This window comes from Lysinibacillus sp. FJAT-14745 (assembly GCF_001275675.1).
GTDB lineage: Bacteria > Bacillota > Bacilli > Bacillales_A > Planococcaceae > Lysinibacillus.
This window is the reverse complement of sequence record NZ_LITM01000005.1, coordinates 519,905-539,474: the sequence shown is the minus strand read 5'-3', so window position 1 is coordinate 539,474 and position 19,570 is coordinate 519,905. Positions and strand designations below refer to the sequence as shown.

Sequence of the window (19,570 nt, the reverse complement as noted above, 5' to 3'; positions counted from 1 at the left end):
GCTGCGCTTTCGCACAGATAAAACATTTGTTGCTGACGCTGCGCTTTCGCACAGATAAAACATTTGTTGCTGACGCTTCACTTTCGCACAGATAAAACATTTGTTGAAATGAAACCGAACAAGAGTTTCGCGATAAAACGTGGGCCTATTTATCTGTCCTAAGTGGATTTACGATGATTATGCTTGAACCTGAAAAATATCCATTATGGGAGGGAATCGTAAAACAAGGAGTTAAGTTAATTGGAACATAAAGGAGTTAAAGAAGCATGATCCATAACGAAGTCAAGAAAGTAATGATGCTCTATAGTAGCAGGTTGAATGAAATGTTTCCAAATCAAGTTCGTGGTGTCTATTTATATGGGTCAGAATCAGTGCCCGGAATCGGCGTCTTCATCTCTATTTGTATGATGATTATTGGGGGCATCATTGTATCAATCGTTATACTAGGTGCGAAGCGTTTTATATGGAAAAGTACATAATTTGAACCAAAACGCTTTCATAGATTATTTGATTCAAATGTTAAACAATCGCAGCATAAAACAAAAAAGTCAATTCCGTATTGTACTGGGAATCGACTTTTTATTTGCATAAAGTATGTTTTTCGGCTGAACCTCTAAAGACAGAATTTCAACGCTTTAATTATTTTCTAAATACCATCAACTAAAGTGCAGAAGGTATTGTTGTTTTAGTATATAAAACTCATCATTTGTATTATTTTACATCCTTTGTCCACTCCGAAACTTTATCTTCATTGTCTTTGATCCATTTTTTTGCTGCTTCTTTAGGATCAGAGCCTTTCATAATATCGAACATAACACTTTCAATATCTTCTGGAGTCCAGTGGAAGTTTTTAAGAACACTATACGCCCCTGGATTATCTTCTTTCAATCCTTTACGTGCAAATGTACCAATATATTCTTCGGCTCCGTATATACCTTTAGGATCGTCTAAATATTTTAAATCAAAGGCGTTAAATTTCCAGTGTGGAGACCAACCAGTTACAATGATTTCTTCATTTTTTGCAATGGCTTGAGTAAGGGCTGCTGTCATTGCGCCTCCAGATGAGGTAACTACATTCCAGCCTTCAAGGTTACTATATTCTTTATAAGCATTTTCTGTAGTTGCTGTCATATTTGCGCCTGGGTCAATACCAGTTATCGTTTTACTAGCTTCATCTGTTAAATCTTCGATAGAGTTTACATCCATATAACTAGGGACAACTAAGCCAATTTTTGCACCTGTAAGGTTTTCACCCAAATCGACTATTTTATCCTTGTACTTCTCAACTTGTGGGGCATGTGTTTGTGGTAACCAAGCTGACACCATGCCATCAACCTCTCCTTTTGCAAGAGCTTCCCACATAATTCCGTTATCTAGTGGTGTTAGTGTTACATCATATCCTAAATCCTCTAGAACTTGTCCTACCACGTGTGTAGAGGCAATTTCAGTATCCCATTCAACATAGGCTAAGTTCACTTCTTTTTTTTCTTTATTTTGAGCGCCTTTATCATCTGAACCACAAGCAGTTAATACTAACATGAATGCGAAAGCCAATCCTATCTTAAATAATTTATCGAATCTCATGAAATCTCCCTTTCTTCTATATATACATACCTAAAATTAACAAGTAACAACTTAACGTTATCAAAAGGTTGTTACTTTTGTCAAATTGGCGTTTTTGGTAGAGTGTGTAAATCTCTTTAGAGAATAATTTAAGGCTGTCGTAAGGCTCACTTTAGATTTGGGAAAGGTGAATTCATTAAAGTCTAAGCTGTAGAGAAAAAAAGACTTGAATGGAGATGATTTTTCTTATGAGAACATCGGCTATTGTGCAAACACAAAATCTGACCAAAAAGTATGGATCTATTAATTCTGTAAATAAAGTTGATCTTCATGTTCAGGAAGGAGAGATCTATGGGTTTTTGGGTCCGAATGGTGCTGGAAAAACAACCACACTAAAAATGCTGCTCGGACTTATCAAGCCTTCGGAAGGGACAATCAATATATTTGGGGACAGTTTAAGCAAACATCGGTCTTCCATTTTGCAACGTACTGGATCCTTAATCGAATCACCTTCTTACTATGGGCATTTGACAGGACTCGAAAATATGAAGGTCATGCAACGGCTGCGAAATGTACCTGATAAAAATGTGCATGAGGCACTTCGTATCGTACGTCTAGAAAATCAGAAAGACAAAAGAACTGAGCAATATTCGCTAGGAATGAAGCAACGATTGGGTATTGCAATGGCTCTGCTTGCCTTTCCAAAGCTACTGATTCTTGATGAGCCGACGAACGGTTTAGACCCAGCTGGTATCGGTGAAATACGGGAGCTCATTAAATCATTGCCTAAAACCTATGGGATAACGGTATTGCTCTCTAGCCACCTGCTCTCTGAAATTGAACAGATCGCTACTTCAGTAGGTATTATCAGTGATGGGAATCTGCTGTTTCAGGGTAGTGTAGAAAGCTTAAGGGAAAAAGGCAGAAGCGCCATCCTTCTTAAAACTGGAGACAATACTAAGGCGGAGCAGCTGCTTCACACGCAAGGCTACAGTCTAACAATAAGCGGTAGCCATCTTGAGTTCGACAATCTGCAGGACAAAGAAGTGGCAGAATTGAACCGACTTCTTGTTAAACATAACATTCCTGTCACTAGGATTGAAGAGCATAAGAAAAGTCTGGAGGACATTTTCCTGGAGCTGACAGGGAGGGGGCAGAGCTTGTGATGAAAACATTAGGATTAGAATATTACAAAATACGCCGCAAAAAAATATGGATTATGATTACCTTGATTCTTGGTGTGGAGATGCTGTGGGCTTTCAATTCCATCAATCATTCTATTACTAAAAATCCGGTTAACGCAGTGTGGGAATCTATCTTTTTTGATATATCTTCTATGAATGGGCTTTTTATGCCAATTATTTCGGCTATCGTCGTTTCTCGTATTTGTGATATGGAGCATAAAGGAGCCACTTGGAAAATGCTTGTTGCTACTAACGTGAGCCGCGGATATCTTTACGCGGCGAAGTATATTTGCGCTAATAGTTTGCTCCTGTTTGGCATTCTTACACAGACCGTACTGATGATTATATTCGGACTGATAAAAGATTTTCCTGGTGCTCCTCCTACTGATTTTCTATTCAAGTTTATTGTTGGTAACTTGATGACGACTCTTGCTGTTACGGCACTTCAGCAATGGATTTCTTTAGCCATTAAAAACCAAGCATTTGCGCTGTGCTTCGGCATGCTGGGGGGCTTCATCGGTATGACCGCAGGATTTTTCCCTGCTGCAGCCAGACATATTTTTATATGGTCGTATTATTTGGATCTCAGCCCGGTAACATTTCATTTCGCTGAGTCTGCAAGTTTTTATATGGCACAGTCTGTTGGGTTCGGTCTTGTATTGATTGTACTAACGATGACTGTTCTATTTTATACTGCCGGAAGTATTCATGTATCCCGGCAGGAAATCTGAGGTGAGAAATTGATGAAACAAAGTATCTTTGCTGAATTGCTCAAGCTGCGCCATTCTCGTATAGGTCTTGTACTAGCTGTACTTCCTATCATAAGTCTGCTGTTTGGATGTACGAATTATTATTTTAACAAGGGCGTCTTGGGAAATGGATGGTATAGCTTATGGAGCCAGGTTTCCTTGTTTTACGGCGAGTTTTTTCTACCTATTTTAATTGCCATTTGTTGTTCTTATGTATGTAGGCTGGAGCATTTGAACCGAAATTGGAATATGATTTTGACCTCTCCAGTATCGGTTGCAAGTGTTTTTCTTGCCAAATTGTTTGTCGTCAGCATATTAGTTATGTTCACACAAACATTTTTCCTAGGGTTGTACTGGTTAGCAGGTACCCTGTCCCCCTTACCAGGTCCTTTTCCTGTAGAGACTATAGGTTGGACGGTCCGTGGTTGGTTTGCCACTCTCTCCATTAGTGCTCTGCAATTGGGAATATCGTTGCGAATGCGCAGCTTTGCAACACCTATTGGTATTAGTCTATGTGCAGTGTTTATCGGTTTGGGTATGTATGCTGCTAATTTAGGTATGTTTTTCCCGTTTTCATTACTCACGATTGGCATGAGTGTTTTGAGTCAGGATCGGCTTACTGACATACAGAATATTTTATTTTGGATAGTAAATTTAACTTTTGTAATTATTTTTGCGTCGATATCTATTCGCCGCTTGAAGAATAAAGATATTGTCTCATCCTGATTATGCTTGGAGGAATTTTAGATGAAAAAAATATTGCTGATGCTGGGGCTTTTCATCGTGCTTGGAGGTGTTTACTTGTGGTTTTTCTTAACCCCAGAGAAGCTAACACCTGAAAATCCTGCGGGAAAAACTATCTATTATACAATGATATCCGATTCTGGTATTCAGGATAACAATGGACGTCATGCCTATGAATTAACTGCCTACAATAAGAAAGGGAAGGAAAAAAAGCTTGAATTTTCGGCTGGAAAGCAATTGAGAGAAGGAGCGTATATCCAACTTAATTACACACGGATTCGAGGGGTCACATATTGGGAAGAAGTTGCCTTTGAGGAGTTGCCAGAAGAGGTACAACAGAAATATCAAAAATAATAAGAAAGCCTTTGAATGAAAATAGGAAAATACTGATAAATCCCCTATTCATGTATAATAAAAGTCAGGTGATATAGCATGGTAAATTTAAAAGACAAAAAAATATTAATTGTAGATGATGAACCAGAAATCAGAAAAATGATTGAAAGCTTTTTAAGAAAAGAGGGCTTTTTCCGTATATATAATGCAACTGACTGCGGTTCCGCCCTGTCAATCTGCCAAACAGATAAGCCTGATATAGCTATTCTCGACGTCATGTTACCTGATGGCGATGGATTCTCACTTTTGTCTTCTATCAGACAGATCTCAGAAATGCCAGTCCTTTTCCTTTCTGCACGGGGCGAGGATGAAGATCGCTTACTCGGACTAGGTTTGGGGGCAGATGATTATATTGTGAAACCGTTCCTACCGCGTGAACTAGTTTTAAGGCTTATGGCCATTCTGAAAAGGGTCTACTCCTCTCCTATTTCGGAACAATTGTCTGTTTTTCAATTAGGAGAACAGACTATTAATCTAGAAAGTGCTGTCGTATACGGGAATCAAAAGGAGCTACCATTGACGGCAAAGGAGCACGCTATACTTGTGAAATTATATGAAAATCAAGGGAGAATCGTTACGAGCGATGCCTTATGCCAGGCCGTCTGGGGAGATGACAGCTACGGTTACGAAAATACATTGATGGTCCATATCAGGCGGGTTCGTGAAAAAATCGAGGTGGATCCATCCAAACCACTTTATCTTCTTACTGTCAGGGGACTGGGATATAAACTGTTAGTGAAGGGGACGCGTTAAGTGGAAGGAGTTATTCGCATATTACGACGATTTGTCGCCGCTACTATTATAATCTCGATATTTCTGCTTATTTTTAACTTAGTAATGTTATGCGTGCTAGTGTTCACAGAAAATAATCAGTCTCCGTCTCCAGAAAACGTGGTGAAGCAAGTGGCCCAAAGTATGGACAAACAGGGTGACAGCTACCGATTGAACGAGAACACTGTCAAGCTTCTGCAGCAAAACAATGCCTGGGCTATGTTAATTGGTGAAGATGGCCATGTGCGATGGAACTACCATCTACCTAATGATGTTCCGCAATCCTACAATCTAGTAGAAGTAGCCAAGTTTTCACGTTATTATCTTATGGAATATCCTGTTTATACTTGGGAGCATCAGGATGGTCTGATTGTAGTAGGATATCCAAAGAAAAGCCACTGGAGGTATCAATTTGACTATCTCTCAGATTGGTTAGAGTCATTGCCTTTGCGGCTTATATTATTACTGATTTCTAATGCGATACTTGCTTTGCTAATATCTATCATGATTGGGACACGATTAATAAGAAAAATACGTCCTCTTGTGGATGGAGTTCACAGTCTTGCAAAGAAGGAAGTGGTTCAGTTGGATGCCGATGGGATATTCGATGATTTAGCCCAGAGCATTAATTCCACGTCTACTATGCTTCAAAATAAAACGGATGCGTTAAAGGCTCGGGATGAAGCCCGCTCCAATTGGATTGCTGGGATTTCTCATGATATTCGAACGCCTCTGTCGCTAGTTCTCGGCTACGCAAGCGAAATGGAAGAAAATTCAGACCTGCCAGACGAGCAAAGGCATCAGGCCAGCATTATCCGGCGCCAAGGCGAGAAACTACGATCACTTGTAAGTGACCTGAATCTGGTCTCCATGCTTGAGTATGAAATGCAACCTTTACATTTGAAGAACATTCGACTATCGGTTTTGGCAAGACAGGTTGCCACAGATTTTTTAAATAACGGAATAGATGATCGCTATGCCATTGATTTAAAGCTTCCCACCGAAGCAATCCACATCATTGGAGACGAAAAATTACTACTTAGAGCAATTAACAACCTCGTCCAAAACAGTATGCATCACAACCCAGAGGGATGCAAAATCGTACTGGAAACTGCCTTGTCTGAGGAAGGCTCCAAGTATCACTTTATCGTAACGGATAATGGACAAGGCATTCCGCAAGAACAATTAAAGAATATTACCGAGTTACCTTATTCACCAAAGAGAAAAGGGACTATCAAGCAAGGTCACGGTCTGGGGCTTCCAATGGTGGCAAGGATTGTGCAGGCGCATAAAGGACGCCTTATTCTTGAGAGTGGCGAGGATCAAAGCGGTCTAACTGCTGTAATGGAATTTCCTATCAAGCACCAAAATGATGAACATTAGAAAAAACTAAGAGGCAAATAAAATATTTTAAGAGAGTTTAAACGAGGCATTAGTTATAAAAACTATTGCCTTTTTTCATTGAATAATTTTGTCCCGTATTATCTGCCCATAAAAGACCGATTGTGAATGAAGCAAACCCTCACTGGTTAATGTTGCGATTTATCTTTTGTAGAAGGTTACCGCAAGTAATGGGTAGCAAGTGTTTTCGTATTCAATATATCGCTGGAATTGGAATGAGCCTTAGTTGGAGTCTTATGAAGCTGATATTGATGAAACTTAAAATTGCAAGAAAAAAGATTATCAATATTTGCTAAAAAACTAACAAATATTGATTGTAGAAGTTTAGTTAAATAATGCTATAGTTTCAATGTCAAATTTAAAACAGGCCACAAGGGTTTGTGGAAAGGAGATTATAATGAAAAAAGCAAGCTTACTATTGATGATTGTCATACTTTTGATATCTTCTCAACTATCATTAAGTAATCTATCTGCTTACGCAAACAGTGATAGTGAAGGTGAAGGTGATTATATAACAAAGAGCGTGGATGGCGGTGTTGCCATTGTCGGATATGAGGGTGAATCAAAGGATATTGATATTCCCGATAAGATTGAAGGGCAACCAGTTGTAGCAATTGAAGAAAAAGCATTTAATGACAAGGGATTAACAAGCGTAAAGATTCCATCAACAGTTACCTCGATTAAAAATAATGCATTCTCTAATAATTTATTAACAAGTGTAGAAATTCCATCGAGTGTTACATCGATTCAGAATTATGCATTTACCAATAACAGATTAACGCGCATAGATATTTCATCAAACATAACATCGATAGGAACTGGCGCGTTTTTTATCAATCAATTAACAACTGTAGAGATTCCATCAAGTGTTACAGTGATTGAAGCAGAAGCATTTGCTCGTAATGAATTGACACATGTTACTATTCCATCGAGTGTTAAAACGATTGGAGAACTGGCATTTTATCAAAATCGAATTATTAAGCTAGAGTTCGAGCAAGATCCCTCATCAAATCTTAAAACAATCGGAAAAAAGGCGTTTAGGAAAAATAAAATACCTGGTGTAAAGATTCCGTCAAGTGTTGCAACGATTGAAGAAGCGGCCTTTTCTTATAATCAATTAACAAGTGTGGAATTTGAGCGCGAGGCCAACAAACCTAACGGAGATAGAGAAATATGCATTTCATCAAAATTTGTTAACAAATATAAAAATTCCATCTAGCGTTTCAACGATAGGGGACGCCGCATTTTTGTTCAATCAATTAACGAGTGTGGAGTTTGAAACCCCATTAAATATAACAACGATAGGGACACATGCATTCGCAGAGAATCAATTAACTAACATAGAAATTCCATCAACACTTACAGAAATAAAGAGATCTATATTTGCTTATAATCAGTTAACAAGTGTACAAATTCCATCAAGTATCACAATGATAGATGAAGGAGCATTTGCATATAATCGATTGACAAATGTTGAATTCGAGAACCCCTCCAATGTTAAGACAATAGATGGAGTTGTATTTAAGAATAATCAATTAACAAGTATTGAAATCCCATCAAGTGTTGAGACAATCCGTTATGATGCTTTTATTGAAAACAGCCTAGATTATGTAATATTTCATGGGAAGCCTCAGTTCTCATCTGACAAAACTCCATTCGATCAACAATACAAGGAAGGAAAAACATTCTATGGATGGTTCGAAGACAAGGACTATACTATAAAATGGTCTAATACTATACCACAACCAATGACAATATATGCGATGTGGGATTTACCTAACAATTGTACCGTCACCTTTGATACGAACGGAGGTAACAATGTTCCATCCAAAACAACTAAGTGTGGAAATCTATTAATTGAACCGACTAATCCAAAGAAGGAAGGCTATACATTCGAAGGTTGGTATAAAGATAAAGGGCTTACGGAAGCATGGAATTTCAATCAAGATGTAGTAACAAAAGATATAACGCTATACGCCAAGTGGTCGAAAGCAAGCTATATCGTTACTTTTGATGCCAATGGCGGAAGCGAAGTCCCATCCCTATCTGTAGGACATAGTGAATTAGTAAAAGTACCAGTTGTTCCAAAGAAGGAAGGCTATACATTCGATGGCTGGCACAAAGATAAAGAATTGACAGTGCCATGGGATTTTGCAAAAGACGTAGTGACAAAAAATGTTACGTTGTATGCGAAATGGACAAAGGATCATACGTCGGGAGGAGGGTCTGGCTGGTCGCGTTTATATACTGTCACTTTTGATTCCAATGATGGGAGTGAAGTACCGCCACAAACAGTTGGATTTAACGACCTAGTGAAGGCCCCATCTACTCCAGTGAAGGATGGCTGTCAATTTACTGGCTGGTATAAGGATGCAGAGCTAAAAAATGCATGGGATTTTGCGAAAGATAGAGTAACAGCAGACATAATATTATATGCGAAATGGACAAAGGATAATGTGTCAGAAGGTAGTTATATTGTTACGTTTGATTCCAATGGAGGCATTAAAGTTCCTTCGCAAACAGTAGCATATAAAGCTTTAGTGAAAGCCCCTTCTAATCCAAAGAAGGAAGGCTACATGTTTATCGGTTGGTATAAAAATAAAGAATTCACAAAAGCATGGGATTTTGAGAAAGATGAAGTCACAGTAGATATAACGTTATATGCTCGGTGGATGCAGGAGAGTAATGGTTGTGACATTACTTTCAAGGATATTGATCATAACTGGGCACAAGATATGATTCAAGAAGTTGCCAAAAGGTGCATTATTAAAGGTTATCCAGATGGCACTTTCCGACCAAATGATCTGGCTCAACGTCAGCATGTGGTGCTTATGATTGACCGTGCGTTACAACCAGCACCAATTCGAGAGGCTGTATTATTTTCAGATGTACCTAAAAGCCATGTATATTTTGAACAAATTACACGACTACAACGAGCAGGTATAGTGGATGGTTCAAACGGGGCGTTTCGTCCAAATGATTATATAACACGTGCGCAAATGGCAAAAATAATGGTGCTTGCATTCGGCTTAACGCCAGAAGGCAATAGTACGTTCAAGGATGTCGACCGATCACATTGGGCGAGTGGATATATTGCCTCTCTAGCAGACTATAACATTGCACTAGGCGATGAAAACGGTAATTTCAGACCAAATGAAAATTTAACGCGTGCACAATTTACGGCGTGTATGTACCGAGCGCTTGGTTTATAAAACTTACCATGATGAGAGATGTATCGTAATTTGATATATCTCTTTTTTTAGATAAGAAAGAAGGACGACAGCCTGTGATGTTGGAAAATAACCCCTCACGATAGAAATTTTGTAGATGAAGATGAAAAACTAGAATTGAAAACCTCCGAAAGGTAGATGTTTTGAATAGATTTATAAGATTATCAAGTTTTGCACGAAAACGAACAAAAAGTGATTTTGCTTGTTTTAAATTGCTTGTTATAGTGTAAATAACCTTGAAAACAAAAGGCTATATTCACAGTTTCCTAAAATGAGCGAATTAGATGAAAATAAGCTGTATTTGTTGTTTGTAAGAAAATTCAAAAATTCACTTACTTCCGTTTTATTGTCTGAGTAGTTATAAAGTATTAAAAATAATGCTTTTTAATGTTTAGTGTTGTAAAAAAGCGGGAATAGAATTTATTGATAAGGGTTATATAAACTTATCTAAATTCAAATAAATGGTTTATTAGTGTGACACAGCTGGGTCTACTGGTGGAAGACATTGAGGTGTTTTTATGTATAATTTTTTGGATCGTTCATCTTTACAAAAGGTGGGAATTCTACATCATATTTATGAAGAACAGAGGGTATATTCAAGTTTAGAGTTATCTCAGATGATGGATTTGTCTGAAAGAACAATTTTGAAAATAGTAGATGAGATAGCAATTGATTTAAAATTTATTACAGAATCTGCGGTTATCCAAAAAGAAGAGCTGAAGTATTTTCAATTAATTTATAAAGATAATTTTTCTATGAAGACTATCGAAAGATATTATTTACAAAACTCATTAACATATAAAGCTTTTGATGAGATGTTTTACAATAAATTTTTTGATATTAACATGTTTGTTTTGGATAATTTCACTAGCCCTGCATCCGTGTATCGACGAATAAAAAAAGTTAAGCCTTTGTTAGATCAATTTCACTTGAAGTATACATCTTATGCAGAAGTCAGTCTTGAAGGGACAGAAAAGCAATTTCGTTATTTTTATTTCTTGTTCTACTGGAATTCGTGTTGGGGAGAGGAATGGCCATTTGCTCTAGTTTCAAGAGAAGAAATACTTGAATTAATGGAGGAAGTAGACATAGCCTATTCCGAACAACTTTTATATTGGCTGGCTATTTGCTTAACACGCGCAAAACTAGGTTGCTTAATTGAATATCATCCAATGTATGCAAACTTTACGAAACATCATCATAACTATGAGCAATTATCGAAAAAAATTAAGTATATATTTAGGGAATTTACTGATTTATCAGATGAAGAAATTGAATTAGAAACAATGTTTTCATTTTCCATCATTAGTTGCATGCGTCATTATCAGAAGAAAGATAGTACAGTAAGTTTGTTAATGAACTTTGCACAGCATCATAATCAGGAAATGTTTGTGCAAGCCACTATATATTGGATGGAGATGTTCATGGAGCATTTTTCAGTTACTTTAGATGTAGAAGAATATGGGGCACTCTTCGTAAACTTACTGCATCTCCATTATTTTATTTTATCTTTTTCTGGTCCAGCTAATTTATTTAAAGAAGATCTTTATATACAGCGCTTAGAAATGCATGAAACTGCTCAAATAGAAATCATGAATCAGTTTTATGATCGACTATTAGAAAATAAGGCTTTCGCCATCGTATTTAATCGCAGAGAAATATTAATTGGTCGATATCATAAATTGCTAAAACAAACAATTGATATTGCAAATAGAGATTCAATTAAAATAAAAATATTTTCAATGATAAATGATGTTCCATATTTATTCAGTCAAGTTAAACGCGTTTTTATCCATGTTGAGTTATGTTCTGAAGATGAAGAGGCGGAATTAATTATAACAGATCGCTTATACTTAAATATTAACAAAGACTTAGAAGATGTATTTGTATGGAATACAATTCCTCAAAAAAGCGATTATGAAAGGTTATCAAAAAAACTACAGGAAATCTATTTTAATAAGTATCAACAGCCGAATAAGCTACTATTGAAAACTTTAATAGGGGAAGTTTAAAGAAAATTAATCGATATTTTTGAACGGGGGTCGATTTATGTTCTGGAAAATTAAAAAGAAAGAGATAAATAATGCCTTTATATTACTTGATAATAATATAAAAATGAAAATTCAAAGTGGCAGTGAAATAGAGAAACAAATAAAAATGATTAACTTTTCAATAGAAGAGTTACAAGTAATAAAAAACTTGCAGCCATTTATTAAAGAAGAAATAGATGACATTGTTGATCTTTTTTACAAGAATCTCAGCTTGGAAGAATCACTACAAACATTAATTAATAAAATAGTTCAGTAGATGCTTTAAAGAAAACTTTAAAATCACATATTTTCGAAATGTTTTCAGGAATAATTGATGATGAATATTTTTTAAAAAGGGCTAGAATAGCACAAATGCATGTGAAAATTGGTTTGCAGACAAAATGGTATTTATGTGCTTTTCAAAAATTGTTTATAACAATTATGGAGATTATCGAAAAGAATCTTTCTGAAAAAGAACTTTATTATTCTAGTGTAAAAGCACTCTCAAAATTATTTAACTTAGAACAACAAGCGGTTCTGGAAGACTACGATAAAGAGATAAGTAGAATTAAAGAAAAATTAGACGAACAGGCGAAAAAAACTAAAATTCAAGTGATGAATTCAACTGAAAATTTAGCATCAATTTCAGAGCAAACAAATGCAGCATTTCAGGAATTACATATTCATTGCACAGAATTGGTGGAAAACGTAAATGCCGGAAAAGAGTTATCTAAGTTAGCAGAGGAGAGAGCGGAACATGGGAAGTTTCAAATAAGTAAACAGGATCGTAATATGAGGAATGTTCATGAGGCAGTTCTAATAATCTCCAATGATATAGAAGACTTGTTAAAGATAACAAAGGAAGTTCAAGGCATTATTGATATTGTAACGAAAATAGCGGATCAAACTAATTTATTATCTTTAAACGCAGCAATTGAAGCTGCAAGGGCAGGCGAACATGGAAGAGGATTTGCAGTTGTAGCAGACGAAGTTAAAAAATTATCAGAAGTAACAAAAAAATCAGTCTCGAATGTAGCTCATTTAATTTTATCTACTGTATCTAAGGTAGAAAAGTTAGCTGCCTCACTTGGCTTGATAAATCAATCTGTTCAAGACGGAAAACGAACAATGGAGCAAACTGACATATATTTTGAGCAAATTTTACAATCTATGAAAGAAACACAAGAACATAATGAACATTCACAAGAAAAAATTGATATTTTCGCCAATGTTGTCAATGAGTTAGGTAAAGCATTTGAAGAAGTTGCATTGTCGGCTGATCGACTTGCTAGTTTTGCTAATGAATTAAACAATTGATGAGGAGTCGTTTGAATGCGTAAAAATATACCAAAAGAATTAACGTATTATTTAAAATTGGGTGATGCTGTTGTTATCGTTGATCAAAATCAATTAATTATCGATGTAAATCAACAATACGAAACGATCACCGGCTATAAAAGAGAATTTCTTATTGGATTACCAGTAGATTGTTTAAAATCGAGTGTAACACCATTTGTTATGTATAAATCGTTAAACAGTACATTAAAAAAGGGACAGCCATGGTCTGGGACAATGGTGAATGTCAACAAATCATTAGAGTTAAGGTACTCATTTATAACGATTACGCCAATTGAAATAACAGGAATTATTTATTATGTAGGAGTATTGCGCTTAGCGGAACAACTATTAATAGATGAAGTAAATCAGCACAAAATAGATCAAAAGGAGCTATTTAAGTTGTTAGCTCTATCGAGTGAAATGCGTGATGTAAATATAGCAGAACATCTTTTGAATGTGCAAAAGTTAGCAGAAGAATTCTTACTAAGCCTCTTTGAAGATAGAACTTATCATTTATCGTTAGAGTATGTTAGTAAAATTATAGAATACAGTGTTTTACATGACATAGGAAAATCGGGAATACCAGAATCGATCCTGTATAAAGCTGGGTCACTAACAGTCTATGAGAAAAAAATTATGAAGATGCATCCTCTTATGGGTGTAGATGTATTGAATAAACTATCTGATGAAATGAACAATACAGTTTTTGATGATAAGAAAATAGCTGAAAATATTATTAAATATCATCATGAGAATTGGGATGGAACAGGATATCCAATGGGGTTAAAAGGAGAAGAAATTCCTTTTGAAGCGAGAGTAATATCTATAGTAGATGTTTACGATGCTTTAGTTAGTGATAGAGGTTATAAAAAAGCTTGGACAAAAGAAGAAGCTCTTTCCTATTTAAAAGAACAGAAGGGTATTAAGTTTGACCCTAATTTAGTAGAAGTGTTTATAGAAAAAGTAATAGGCAAGAATAGTATTTTACTAAAATAAAACAGAGTGTTCAGATAAAAATTGTATGTAATAATAACTAAACCTTAATCTATAAAAAAGAAGTACAAGCTATTGTTGGTTTAGATTTTTCCGTGAATGACTTATTCGTTGCAGATAATGCATGGGGCATATTCACGACATTTCTTAGGGACAAGTAAGAGGAGCAAGGAAAAAAGTTAATCAAAATAGATAGGTGGTTTCCATCTTCCAAAACTTGTTCCTGTTGTGGTCAAGTATAGGAATCTCTATCTCTTCTGAGCGTAAATTCCGCTGTGAATGTGGATTTGTAGCAGAAAGGGATTGGAATGCAGCCATCAACATCAAACATGAAGGACTACGTTTATTAGCATTTCATAGCAAAAAGAACTTTAGGAACAAGAGGGATAGCTCGATCAGTTTTCATTGGCTACTAAAAGCAACGATAAGTCGAGAAGCCCCCACTTCAAAAAACGTTAGGTTTAAGTGGTGGGTAGTTCACATTATTGTGATTAAGGTGGAGAGAAAATGAAGTTTTATAAAAACACATCTTTGGTTGGAAAGTTCGGAATATTCAATACCATTATGTTTATTGTACTTGTGATTATAGGGGTTACTGGGATATACGGTGTGAAAGAAATGAATGATAATGCAAAGTATATTTATGAAGAAAATTTAACTTCTGTTAGTTTATTAAGTAAAATGTCCGATAACCAGCAAAAAATAACTAATTTGAAGCTTAGACTATTTTATAAGTCACAAGATACCGATGAGAGGATGGAGTATTATGAAAAAATAGTAGCTTTGGACGAAGAAAATAGTCGTATTTTTAAAGATTTTAAGAACACAGAAATGGGAAGCGAAGAAAAAAAGCTAAGTAAGGATTTAGAACAAGTACTTGAAAGTTATAAAGGTATACTAGAATCTATTTTCCAACAAGCTATCTCTGATGTGGATATAGGAGATGTTGATGAATTACTAAAACCTCTATTAGAAAAAGAACAGCAGAGAGATAATCTTATGGAACAAATAGAGAAAATAAATATCAAGAGTGCTGAAATGAAAAGCGAAGAAAATGATGTAGCCTATAAAAAAACATTGTATAGAAACATTATTATTATAGCTATTGCTCTAATATTTAGCGTATGTGTTTTTGTTAATTTAAACAGATATGTTAAAAAGGCAATCTCCAATATTAATGATGTTGTATCTGGAGTTGAGGATGGTGATTTAACACGACATGCCGAGGTGATATATTCTGATGACCTTGGGAAAATTACGAAAGGATTGAACAATTCTGTTTCACATATTCAGGAACTTGTTTCTAGTGTTAGTAGCACATCAGCACAAATGAGTACTTTAAGTGAAGATTTAACTGCAACAATTGAGGAGATTACGGCTTCAATGAATGAAATTGATACAACTTCAAAGGATGTCGCTATGGGAAGTACTACACTAAGTGCAACAACTGAGCAATTAAACGCCACTGCCATTGAGGTGCTTGAAAGTACAAAAAAATTAAATGAGAAAACAGAATATAGTCTGGATTTCTCACAAAAAGTAAAAGATAGAGCAATTGAAATTAAAGAAACAGCTGTTCAAGCAAATAGTACCGCTCGTAATCTATATGATGATAAACAGAAGCTAGTTTTAGAAGCGATTCAGGCTGGAAAAATCGTATCGGAAGTAAAAGTAATGTCTGACACAATAGCAGATATTGCTGCTCAAACGAATTTGTTAGCTTTAAATGCAGCTATCGAGGCCGCAAGAGCAGGTGAGCAAGGTAAAGGTTTTGCTGTTGTAGCTGATGAAGTACGGAAATTAGCTGAACAATCATCTGAAACTGTTCAAAAAATACAAATTGTCACAAGTGAAGTAGAAAAGGCATTTACGAATGTGTCTTCTAATGCTCAAGAGCTATTACACTTTATCGATAATAAAGTAACACCTGATTATGAGCTTTTCCAAAACAGTGGAATTCAATATGAAGAAGATGCTATGTACTTTAATACATTAATATCAGAAGTAACAACGTTTGTTGGAACGATGAAATATTCTATGTTAGAAATACAAGAAGCAATTGAAAATGTATCTACTGTCGCTATAGAATCATCTGATCAGTCAAATGATATAGCAAAGAGTATTTCAGAAACATTAAAAGCAATACAGCACGTAGCAGAGTCATCCCTTGAAACCGCAACTATTGCCGAGAAAATTTCTCAACAATTGAATAATTTCAAGCTATAGAAAAATGACATCCGCGGGTAAAGGCTAAAAAACGTAAGTAATTTAAGTCTTCCGCGGGTTTAAGGCGTTGAGGTATATAGAGCTCAAATCCCATGGAATCAAAAGTAATCCCAATATCTCCGCGGGTAATTACGTTCAAAACATAGATGAACAAAAATTTTTTCCCTTCATATCCTATGTGAGAATGGATTTTACGTTATTGAGGAGGAAAGGAATGCATTGGATAGCCATCATTCTTATTGGGATAGCTGCCAACTTAGATAATTTAGGAATTGGTCTCGCCTATGGTATTAAGCGAGTGAAAATACCCATATTATCCAATGCGGTTATTGCCCTTATTTCAATGATTGTCACATACGCTGCAGTAACAGCTGGAAGTGTAGTTATTAATTTTATCTCTCCAGATTTCGCAAATTTAATCGGGAGTCTTTTACTTTGTGCTATTGGGATATGGACTTTATTATCTAGTCGCTTTTCTAAACAAGGAATATTGGGAAATCCTGAAGTATTTGATGAGGATAAAAATTATATAATTTCAATTCGAGAAGCAATGACGCTCGGCTTTGTCTTATCAGCCAATTGTTTAGCAGGAGGAATGGCACTTGGAGCCAATGGTATTTCTGCGATCTGGACAGTTATTTCTATCGGTATTTTTTCGTTCATAACAGTAGGCGCCGGTGTTCATTTTGGAGTCTTACTTACTAAGACTTTTATTGGAAAACACTCAACCGCTATTTCTGGTTGGTTACTTATACTTATAGGGATCATTGAAATTGTTTCTTAAAATACGCGGTGATAGAGTCACACCTATCGTTCGAAAAAAATCTGGCACCATCGATTTAAAAAAAGTTATAAAAATAACTTGACGTAAGTAAATTATTAATATATAGTAAGTTACAGAAAGTAATCAATTACTTTTCGTAACTACTTTTAACTAGGATGTACGAAAGAAGTAACTACAAATGTTTATCCCATAAAATTGAGGGAACATAATGAATGTAGTTACTTCATATTTTATCATATATCTCGAAATCGAGACAAAAACAACTTCATTGGAGGAATTTATAATGGCAAAATGGAATATTGATTTAGGACACTCAGCAATTAACTTTCAAGTAAAACACATGATGGTATCAAAAGTAAAAGGTGTATTCGATACTTATTCAGCAGATATTGAAGCGGCAGATCTTGCAGATTTAACAACAGCAAACATTAGCTTTACAATTGATGCAGCTAGCATTAATACACGTAGTGAAGATCGTGATAATCACTTAAAAGCAGCAGATTTCTTCGATACTGAAAAATATCCGACAATTACATTCAAGTCATCAAGCATCACAAAAAAATCAGATGATGAATATGCAGTTACAGGTGATTTAACGATTAAAGATGTAACGAAATCAGTAACATTTAATACCGAATTTAATGGTAAAGGTACAAATCCATGGGGCCAAGAAGTTTATGGCTTTGAATCTACAACTACAATCAATCGAGAAGAATTTGGCTTAACTTGGAATGCTGCTTTAGAAACTGGCGGTGTTTTAGTTGGTAAAGACATTAAAATTTCGGTTGAACTGGAAGTAAATCCAGCTTAATTTTGTAAAGAGGCTGGGACATAACTAATTTGTCCTTTATGAAAGATGGATAATTTTTAAATTAACAAAGAATATAAACAGATAACCCGAACTATTACGAAACACAGAATGAGCGTTTCGTAATATAGTTCGGGTTTTTCATTGGCTAAAATCCTTTTGTCCCAGCCTCATTTTTTTATCTAAACAAAAAAAACATTGCCAAAAAATAACACAATAAATAAGTTACTTGCATAATTTTAGGAAATACTGCATATAAAACATCATATTGTTTTTGGGGGCGATGAGATGAATGTATTAGTGACAGGTGGCTATGGTTTTATTGGTAGTGCAGTGGCGAGGCATTTTTTTAAAGAGGGTGCAAATGTTTATATTATTGATAATTTAAGTACCGGTCATTTACGCAATGTCGACTTTGACCATAAATCTTATCTTTTGAATGTGGAAGATGAAGTTTGTGAGCATCTCTTTAAAGAAACATCATTTGATGTGGTCATCCATTGTGCAGCGCAAACGAGTGTTCAAAAATCGATGCAAGAGCCAGTGAAGGATGTTTTAACGAATATTGTAGGACTTAGTCAGATGCTCTTCTTATCGTCAAAGTATAAGGTAAAGCATTTCGTTTTCGCCTCTTCAGCAGCTGTTTATGGAGATAGTCACTATCCCCCATTGGAAGAAACAGATGTTAGTGAACCGATTTCGATGTATGGATTAAACAAAAGTATTGGTGAGACATATTGTGAAAAATGGCAAAAAGATTATCGTTTACCGACGTTAATTTACAGATTTGCTAATGTATTCGGTCCGAGGCAATGTATGCAGGGGGAAGCGGCGGTTATTCCTAGCATGTTAAAAAGCAGTCTTGAAGGAAAACCCTTTACGATTTATGGAGATGGAGAACAAACACGAGATTTCATATATGTAGATGACATTGCAGATGCTATTTACGCTGGAGTGCAGGCTAGATTACAGGGCATTTATAATGTATCAACTAATGAGGCATGGTCGATTCATCAAGTCATTTTATTATTACAGCATTTAAATCATCCTTTAGAAATTCAATACGCTCCTGCGAGAGAGGGAGATATTGAGCATTCATTTTTAAATAATGCAAAGTTGGCGAAGGCAATCGGATGGAGACCAAAAACTTCTTTCGCGGAAGGCATAGAGCGTACATTGCAAGCATTACAAAATGAAAAGATAGTAGAAATTTAAACAAATTGTTAAAGTATGTCCTGTATATAAGTTGATTGTTGATTGAAGTGGGGAAATCAATCCCACGTTATGGGTGATGAACACAAAATATGTAGATGATTAAGTGTAATTTTTGACGATTTACCCTGCTCTAAAGGGGAA

General features: G+C 35.6%; 17 protein-coding genes and 3 pseudogenes. 19 read left to right on the top strand and 1 reads right to left on the bottom strand.

Translation table 11 applies throughout. The annotated features are described in order from the left end of the window. Window positions 1-107 precede the first annotated feature (107 nt). Together AMS59_RS26940 and AMS59_RS25005 are read left to right on the top strand one after the other, a co-directional pair. Window positions 108-251, top strand: a pseudogene (locus AMS59_RS26940) (TetR/AcrR family transcriptional regulator); the annotation flags it as partial. Between the two features lie 15 nt (window positions 252-266). Next, window positions 267-374, top strand: a pseudogene (locus AMS59_RS25005) (nucleotidyltransferase); the annotation flags it as partial. Window positions 375-711: 337 nt separating this feature from the next. Here AMS59_RS25005 and AMS59_RS09845 read toward each other — a convergent pair. Beyond that, window positions 712-1,584, bottom strand: coding sequence for a glycine betaine ABC transporter substrate-binding protein (locus tag AMS59_RS09845; protein WP_053483556.1), 873 nt, complete (start codon window positions 1,582-1,584; stop codon window positions 712-714). Between the two features lie 227 nt (window positions 1,585-1,811). Here AMS59_RS09845 and AMS59_RS09840 point away from each other — a divergent pair, with 227 nt between their 5' ends. From AMS59_RS09840 to AMS59_RS09765, 17 genes and pseudogenes are all read left to right on the top strand, one after another. Next, on the top strand, window positions 1,812-2,729 hold the full coding sequence (locus tag AMS59_RS09840) for an ATP-binding cassette domain-containing protein (protein WP_053483555.1): 918 nt from the start codon (window positions 1,812-1,814) through the stop codon (window positions 2,727-2,729). Further along, window positions 2,726-3,478, top strand: coding sequence for an ABC transporter permease (locus AMS59_RS09835; RefSeq protein WP_053483554.1), 753 nt, complete (start codon window positions 2,726-2,728; stop codon window positions 3,476-3,478). Before AMS59_RS09840 ends, AMS59_RS09835 begins: the two co-directional genes overlap by 4 nt. 12 nt (window positions 3,479-3,490) lie before the next feature. Further along, window positions 3,491-4,222, top strand: coding sequence for an ABC transporter permease (locus AMS59_RS09830; RefSeq protein ID WP_053483553.1), 732 nt, complete (start codon window positions 3,491-3,493; stop codon window positions 4,220-4,222). A gap of 21 nt (window positions 4,223-4,243) precedes the next feature. Continuing rightward, complete coding sequence (locus AMS59_RS09825; RefSeq protein ID WP_053483552.1) at window positions 4,244-4,594, top strand: YxeA family protein; 351 nt, start codon at window positions 4,244-4,246, stop codon at window positions 4,592-4,594. Window positions 4,595-4,672: 78 nt separating this feature from the next. Next, the gene (locus tag AMS59_RS09820) at window positions 4,673-5,386 is read left to right on the top strand and encodes a response regulator transcription factor (protein WP_053483551.1); all 714 of its coding nucleotides are present in this window, start codon (window positions 4,673-4,675) and stop codon (window positions 5,384-5,386) included. Beyond that, window positions 5,387-6,787, top strand: coding sequence for a sensor histidine kinase KdpD (locus AMS59_RS09815; protein ID WP_053483550.1), 1,401 nt, complete (start codon window positions 5,387-5,389; stop codon window positions 6,785-6,787). Window positions 6,788-7,202: 415 nt separating this feature from the next. Continuing rightward, window positions 7,203-8,024 carry a leucine-rich repeat domain-containing protein gene (locus tag AMS59_RS09810; RefSeq protein ID WP_053483549.1) on the top strand — a complete coding sequence of 274 codons (822 nt, stop codon included), beginning with the start codon at window positions 7,203-7,205 and terminating at the stop codon, window positions 8,022-8,024. Further along, the gene (locus AMS59_RS09805; protein WP_082337444.1) at window positions 7,930-10,017 is read left to right on the top strand and encodes an InlB B-repeat-containing protein; all 2,088 of its coding nucleotides are present in this window, start codon (window positions 7,930-7,932) and stop codon (window positions 10,015-10,017) included. The genes AMS59_RS09810 and AMS59_RS09805 overlap by 95 nt, the downstream gene beginning before the upstream one ends. A gap of 536 nt (window positions 10,018-10,553) precedes the next feature. Continuing rightward, entirely contained in the window at window positions 10,554-12,047 is a 1,494-nt protein-coding gene (locus tag AMS59_RS09800; RefSeq protein WP_053483547.1) for a helix-turn-helix domain-containing protein, read from the top strand. Window positions 12,048-12,084: 37 nt separating this feature from the next. After that, the gene (locus AMS59_RS26640) at window positions 12,085-12,342 is read left to right on the top strand and encodes a protoglobin domain-containing protein (protein ID WP_156304600.1); all 258 of its coding nucleotides are present in this window, start codon (window positions 12,085-12,087) and stop codon (window positions 12,340-12,342) included. Window positions 12,343-12,380: 38 nt separating this feature from the next. After that, entirely contained in the window at window positions 12,381-13,382 is a 1,002-nt protein-coding gene (locus AMS59_RS09795; protein ID WP_156304599.1) for a globin-coupled sensor protein, read from the top strand. 15 nt (window positions 13,383-13,397) lie between these two features. Next, window positions 13,398-14,399: an HD domain-containing phosphohydrolase gene (locus AMS59_RS09790; RefSeq protein ID WP_053483546.1), complete on the top strand. Its 1,002-nt coding sequence runs from the start codon at window positions 13,398-13,400 to the stop codon at window positions 14,397-14,399. A 107-nt stretch (window positions 14,400-14,506) separates the two neighbouring features. Then, a pseudogene (locus AMS59_RS24145) lies at window positions 14,507-14,748 on the top strand (zinc ribbon domain-containing protein); the annotation flags it as partial. A gap of 155 nt (window positions 14,749-14,903) precedes the next feature. Continuing rightward, the gene (locus AMS59_RS09780; RefSeq protein ID WP_053483544.1) at window positions 14,904-16,622 is read left to right on the top strand and encodes a methyl-accepting chemotaxis protein; all 1,719 of its coding nucleotides are present in this window, start codon (window positions 14,904-14,906) and stop codon (window positions 16,620-16,622) included. 214 nt (window positions 16,623-16,836) lie between these two features. After that, window positions 16,837-17,406 (top strand): manganese efflux pump, encoded by a 570-nt coding sequence (locus tag AMS59_RS09775; RefSeq protein ID WP_053483543.1) that lies wholly within the window; start codon window positions 16,837-16,839, stop codon window positions 17,404-17,406. Between the two features lie 283 nt (window positions 17,407-17,689). Continuing rightward, a complete protein-coding gene (locus tag AMS59_RS09770) occupies window positions 17,690-18,217 on the top strand; it encodes a YceI family protein (protein WP_053483542.1) in 528 nt (175 codons plus the stop codon). 285 nt (window positions 18,218-18,502) lie between these two features. Continuing rightward, on the top strand, window positions 18,503-19,429 hold the full coding sequence (locus AMS59_RS09765; RefSeq protein ID WP_053483541.1) for an NAD-dependent epimerase/dehydratase family protein: 927 nt from the start codon (window positions 18,503-18,505) through the stop codon (window positions 19,427-19,429). Window positions 19,430-19,570: the final 141 nt, after the last annotated feature.

Coding starts and splice junctions, on each gene's coding strand:
- AMS59_RS09840 (WP_053483555.1), top strand. CDS start 1,812: ATGAGAACATCGGCTATTGTGCAAACACAAAATCTGACCAAAAAGTAT.
- AMS59_RS09770 (WP_053483542.1), top strand. CDS start 17,690: ATGGCAAAATGGAATATTGATTTAGGACACTCAGCAATTAACTTTCAA.
- AMS59_RS09810 (WP_053483549.1), top strand. CDS start 7,203: ATGAAAAAAGCAAGCTTACTATTGATGATTGTCATACTTTTGATATCT.
- AMS59_RS09820 (WP_053483551.1), top strand. CDS start 4,673: ATGGTAAATTTAAAAGACAAAAAAATATTAATTGTAGATGATGAACCA.
- AMS59_RS09765 (WP_053483541.1), top strand. CDS start 18,503: ATGAATGTATTAGTGACAGGTGGCTATGGTTTTATTGGTAGTGCAGTG.
- AMS59_RS09825 (WP_053483552.1), top strand. CDS start 4,244: ATGAAAAAAATATTGCTGATGCTGGGGCTTTTCATCGTGCTTGGAGGT.
- AMS59_RS09775 (WP_053483543.1), top strand. CDS start 16,837: ATGCATTGGATAGCCATCATTCTTATTGGGATAGCTGCCAACTTAGAT.
- AMS59_RS09780 (WP_053483544.1), top strand. CDS start 14,904: ATGAAGTTTTATAAAAACACATCTTTGGTTGGAAAGTTCGGAATATTC.
- AMS59_RS09830 (WP_053483553.1), top strand. CDS start 3,491: ATGAAACAAAGTATCTTTGCTGAATTGCTCAAGCTGCGCCATTCTCGT.
- AMS59_RS09845 (WP_053483556.1), bottom strand. CDS start 1,584: ATGAGATTCGATAAATTATTTAAGATAGGATTGGCTTTCGCATTCATG.
- AMS59_RS09800 (WP_053483547.1), top strand. CDS start 10,554: ATGTATAATTTTTTGGATCGTTCATCTTTACAAAAGGTGGGAATTCTA.
- AMS59_RS09795 (WP_156304599.1), top strand. CDS start 12,381: ATGTTTTCAGGAATAATTGATGATGAATATTTTTTAAAAAGGGCTAGA.
- AMS59_RS09790 (WP_053483546.1), top strand. CDS start 13,398: ATGCGTAAAAATATACCAAAAGAATTAACGTATTATTTAAAATTGGGT.
- AMS59_RS26640 (WP_156304600.1), top strand. CDS start 12,085: ATGTTCTGGAAAATTAAAAAGAAAGAGATAAATAATGCCTTTATATTA.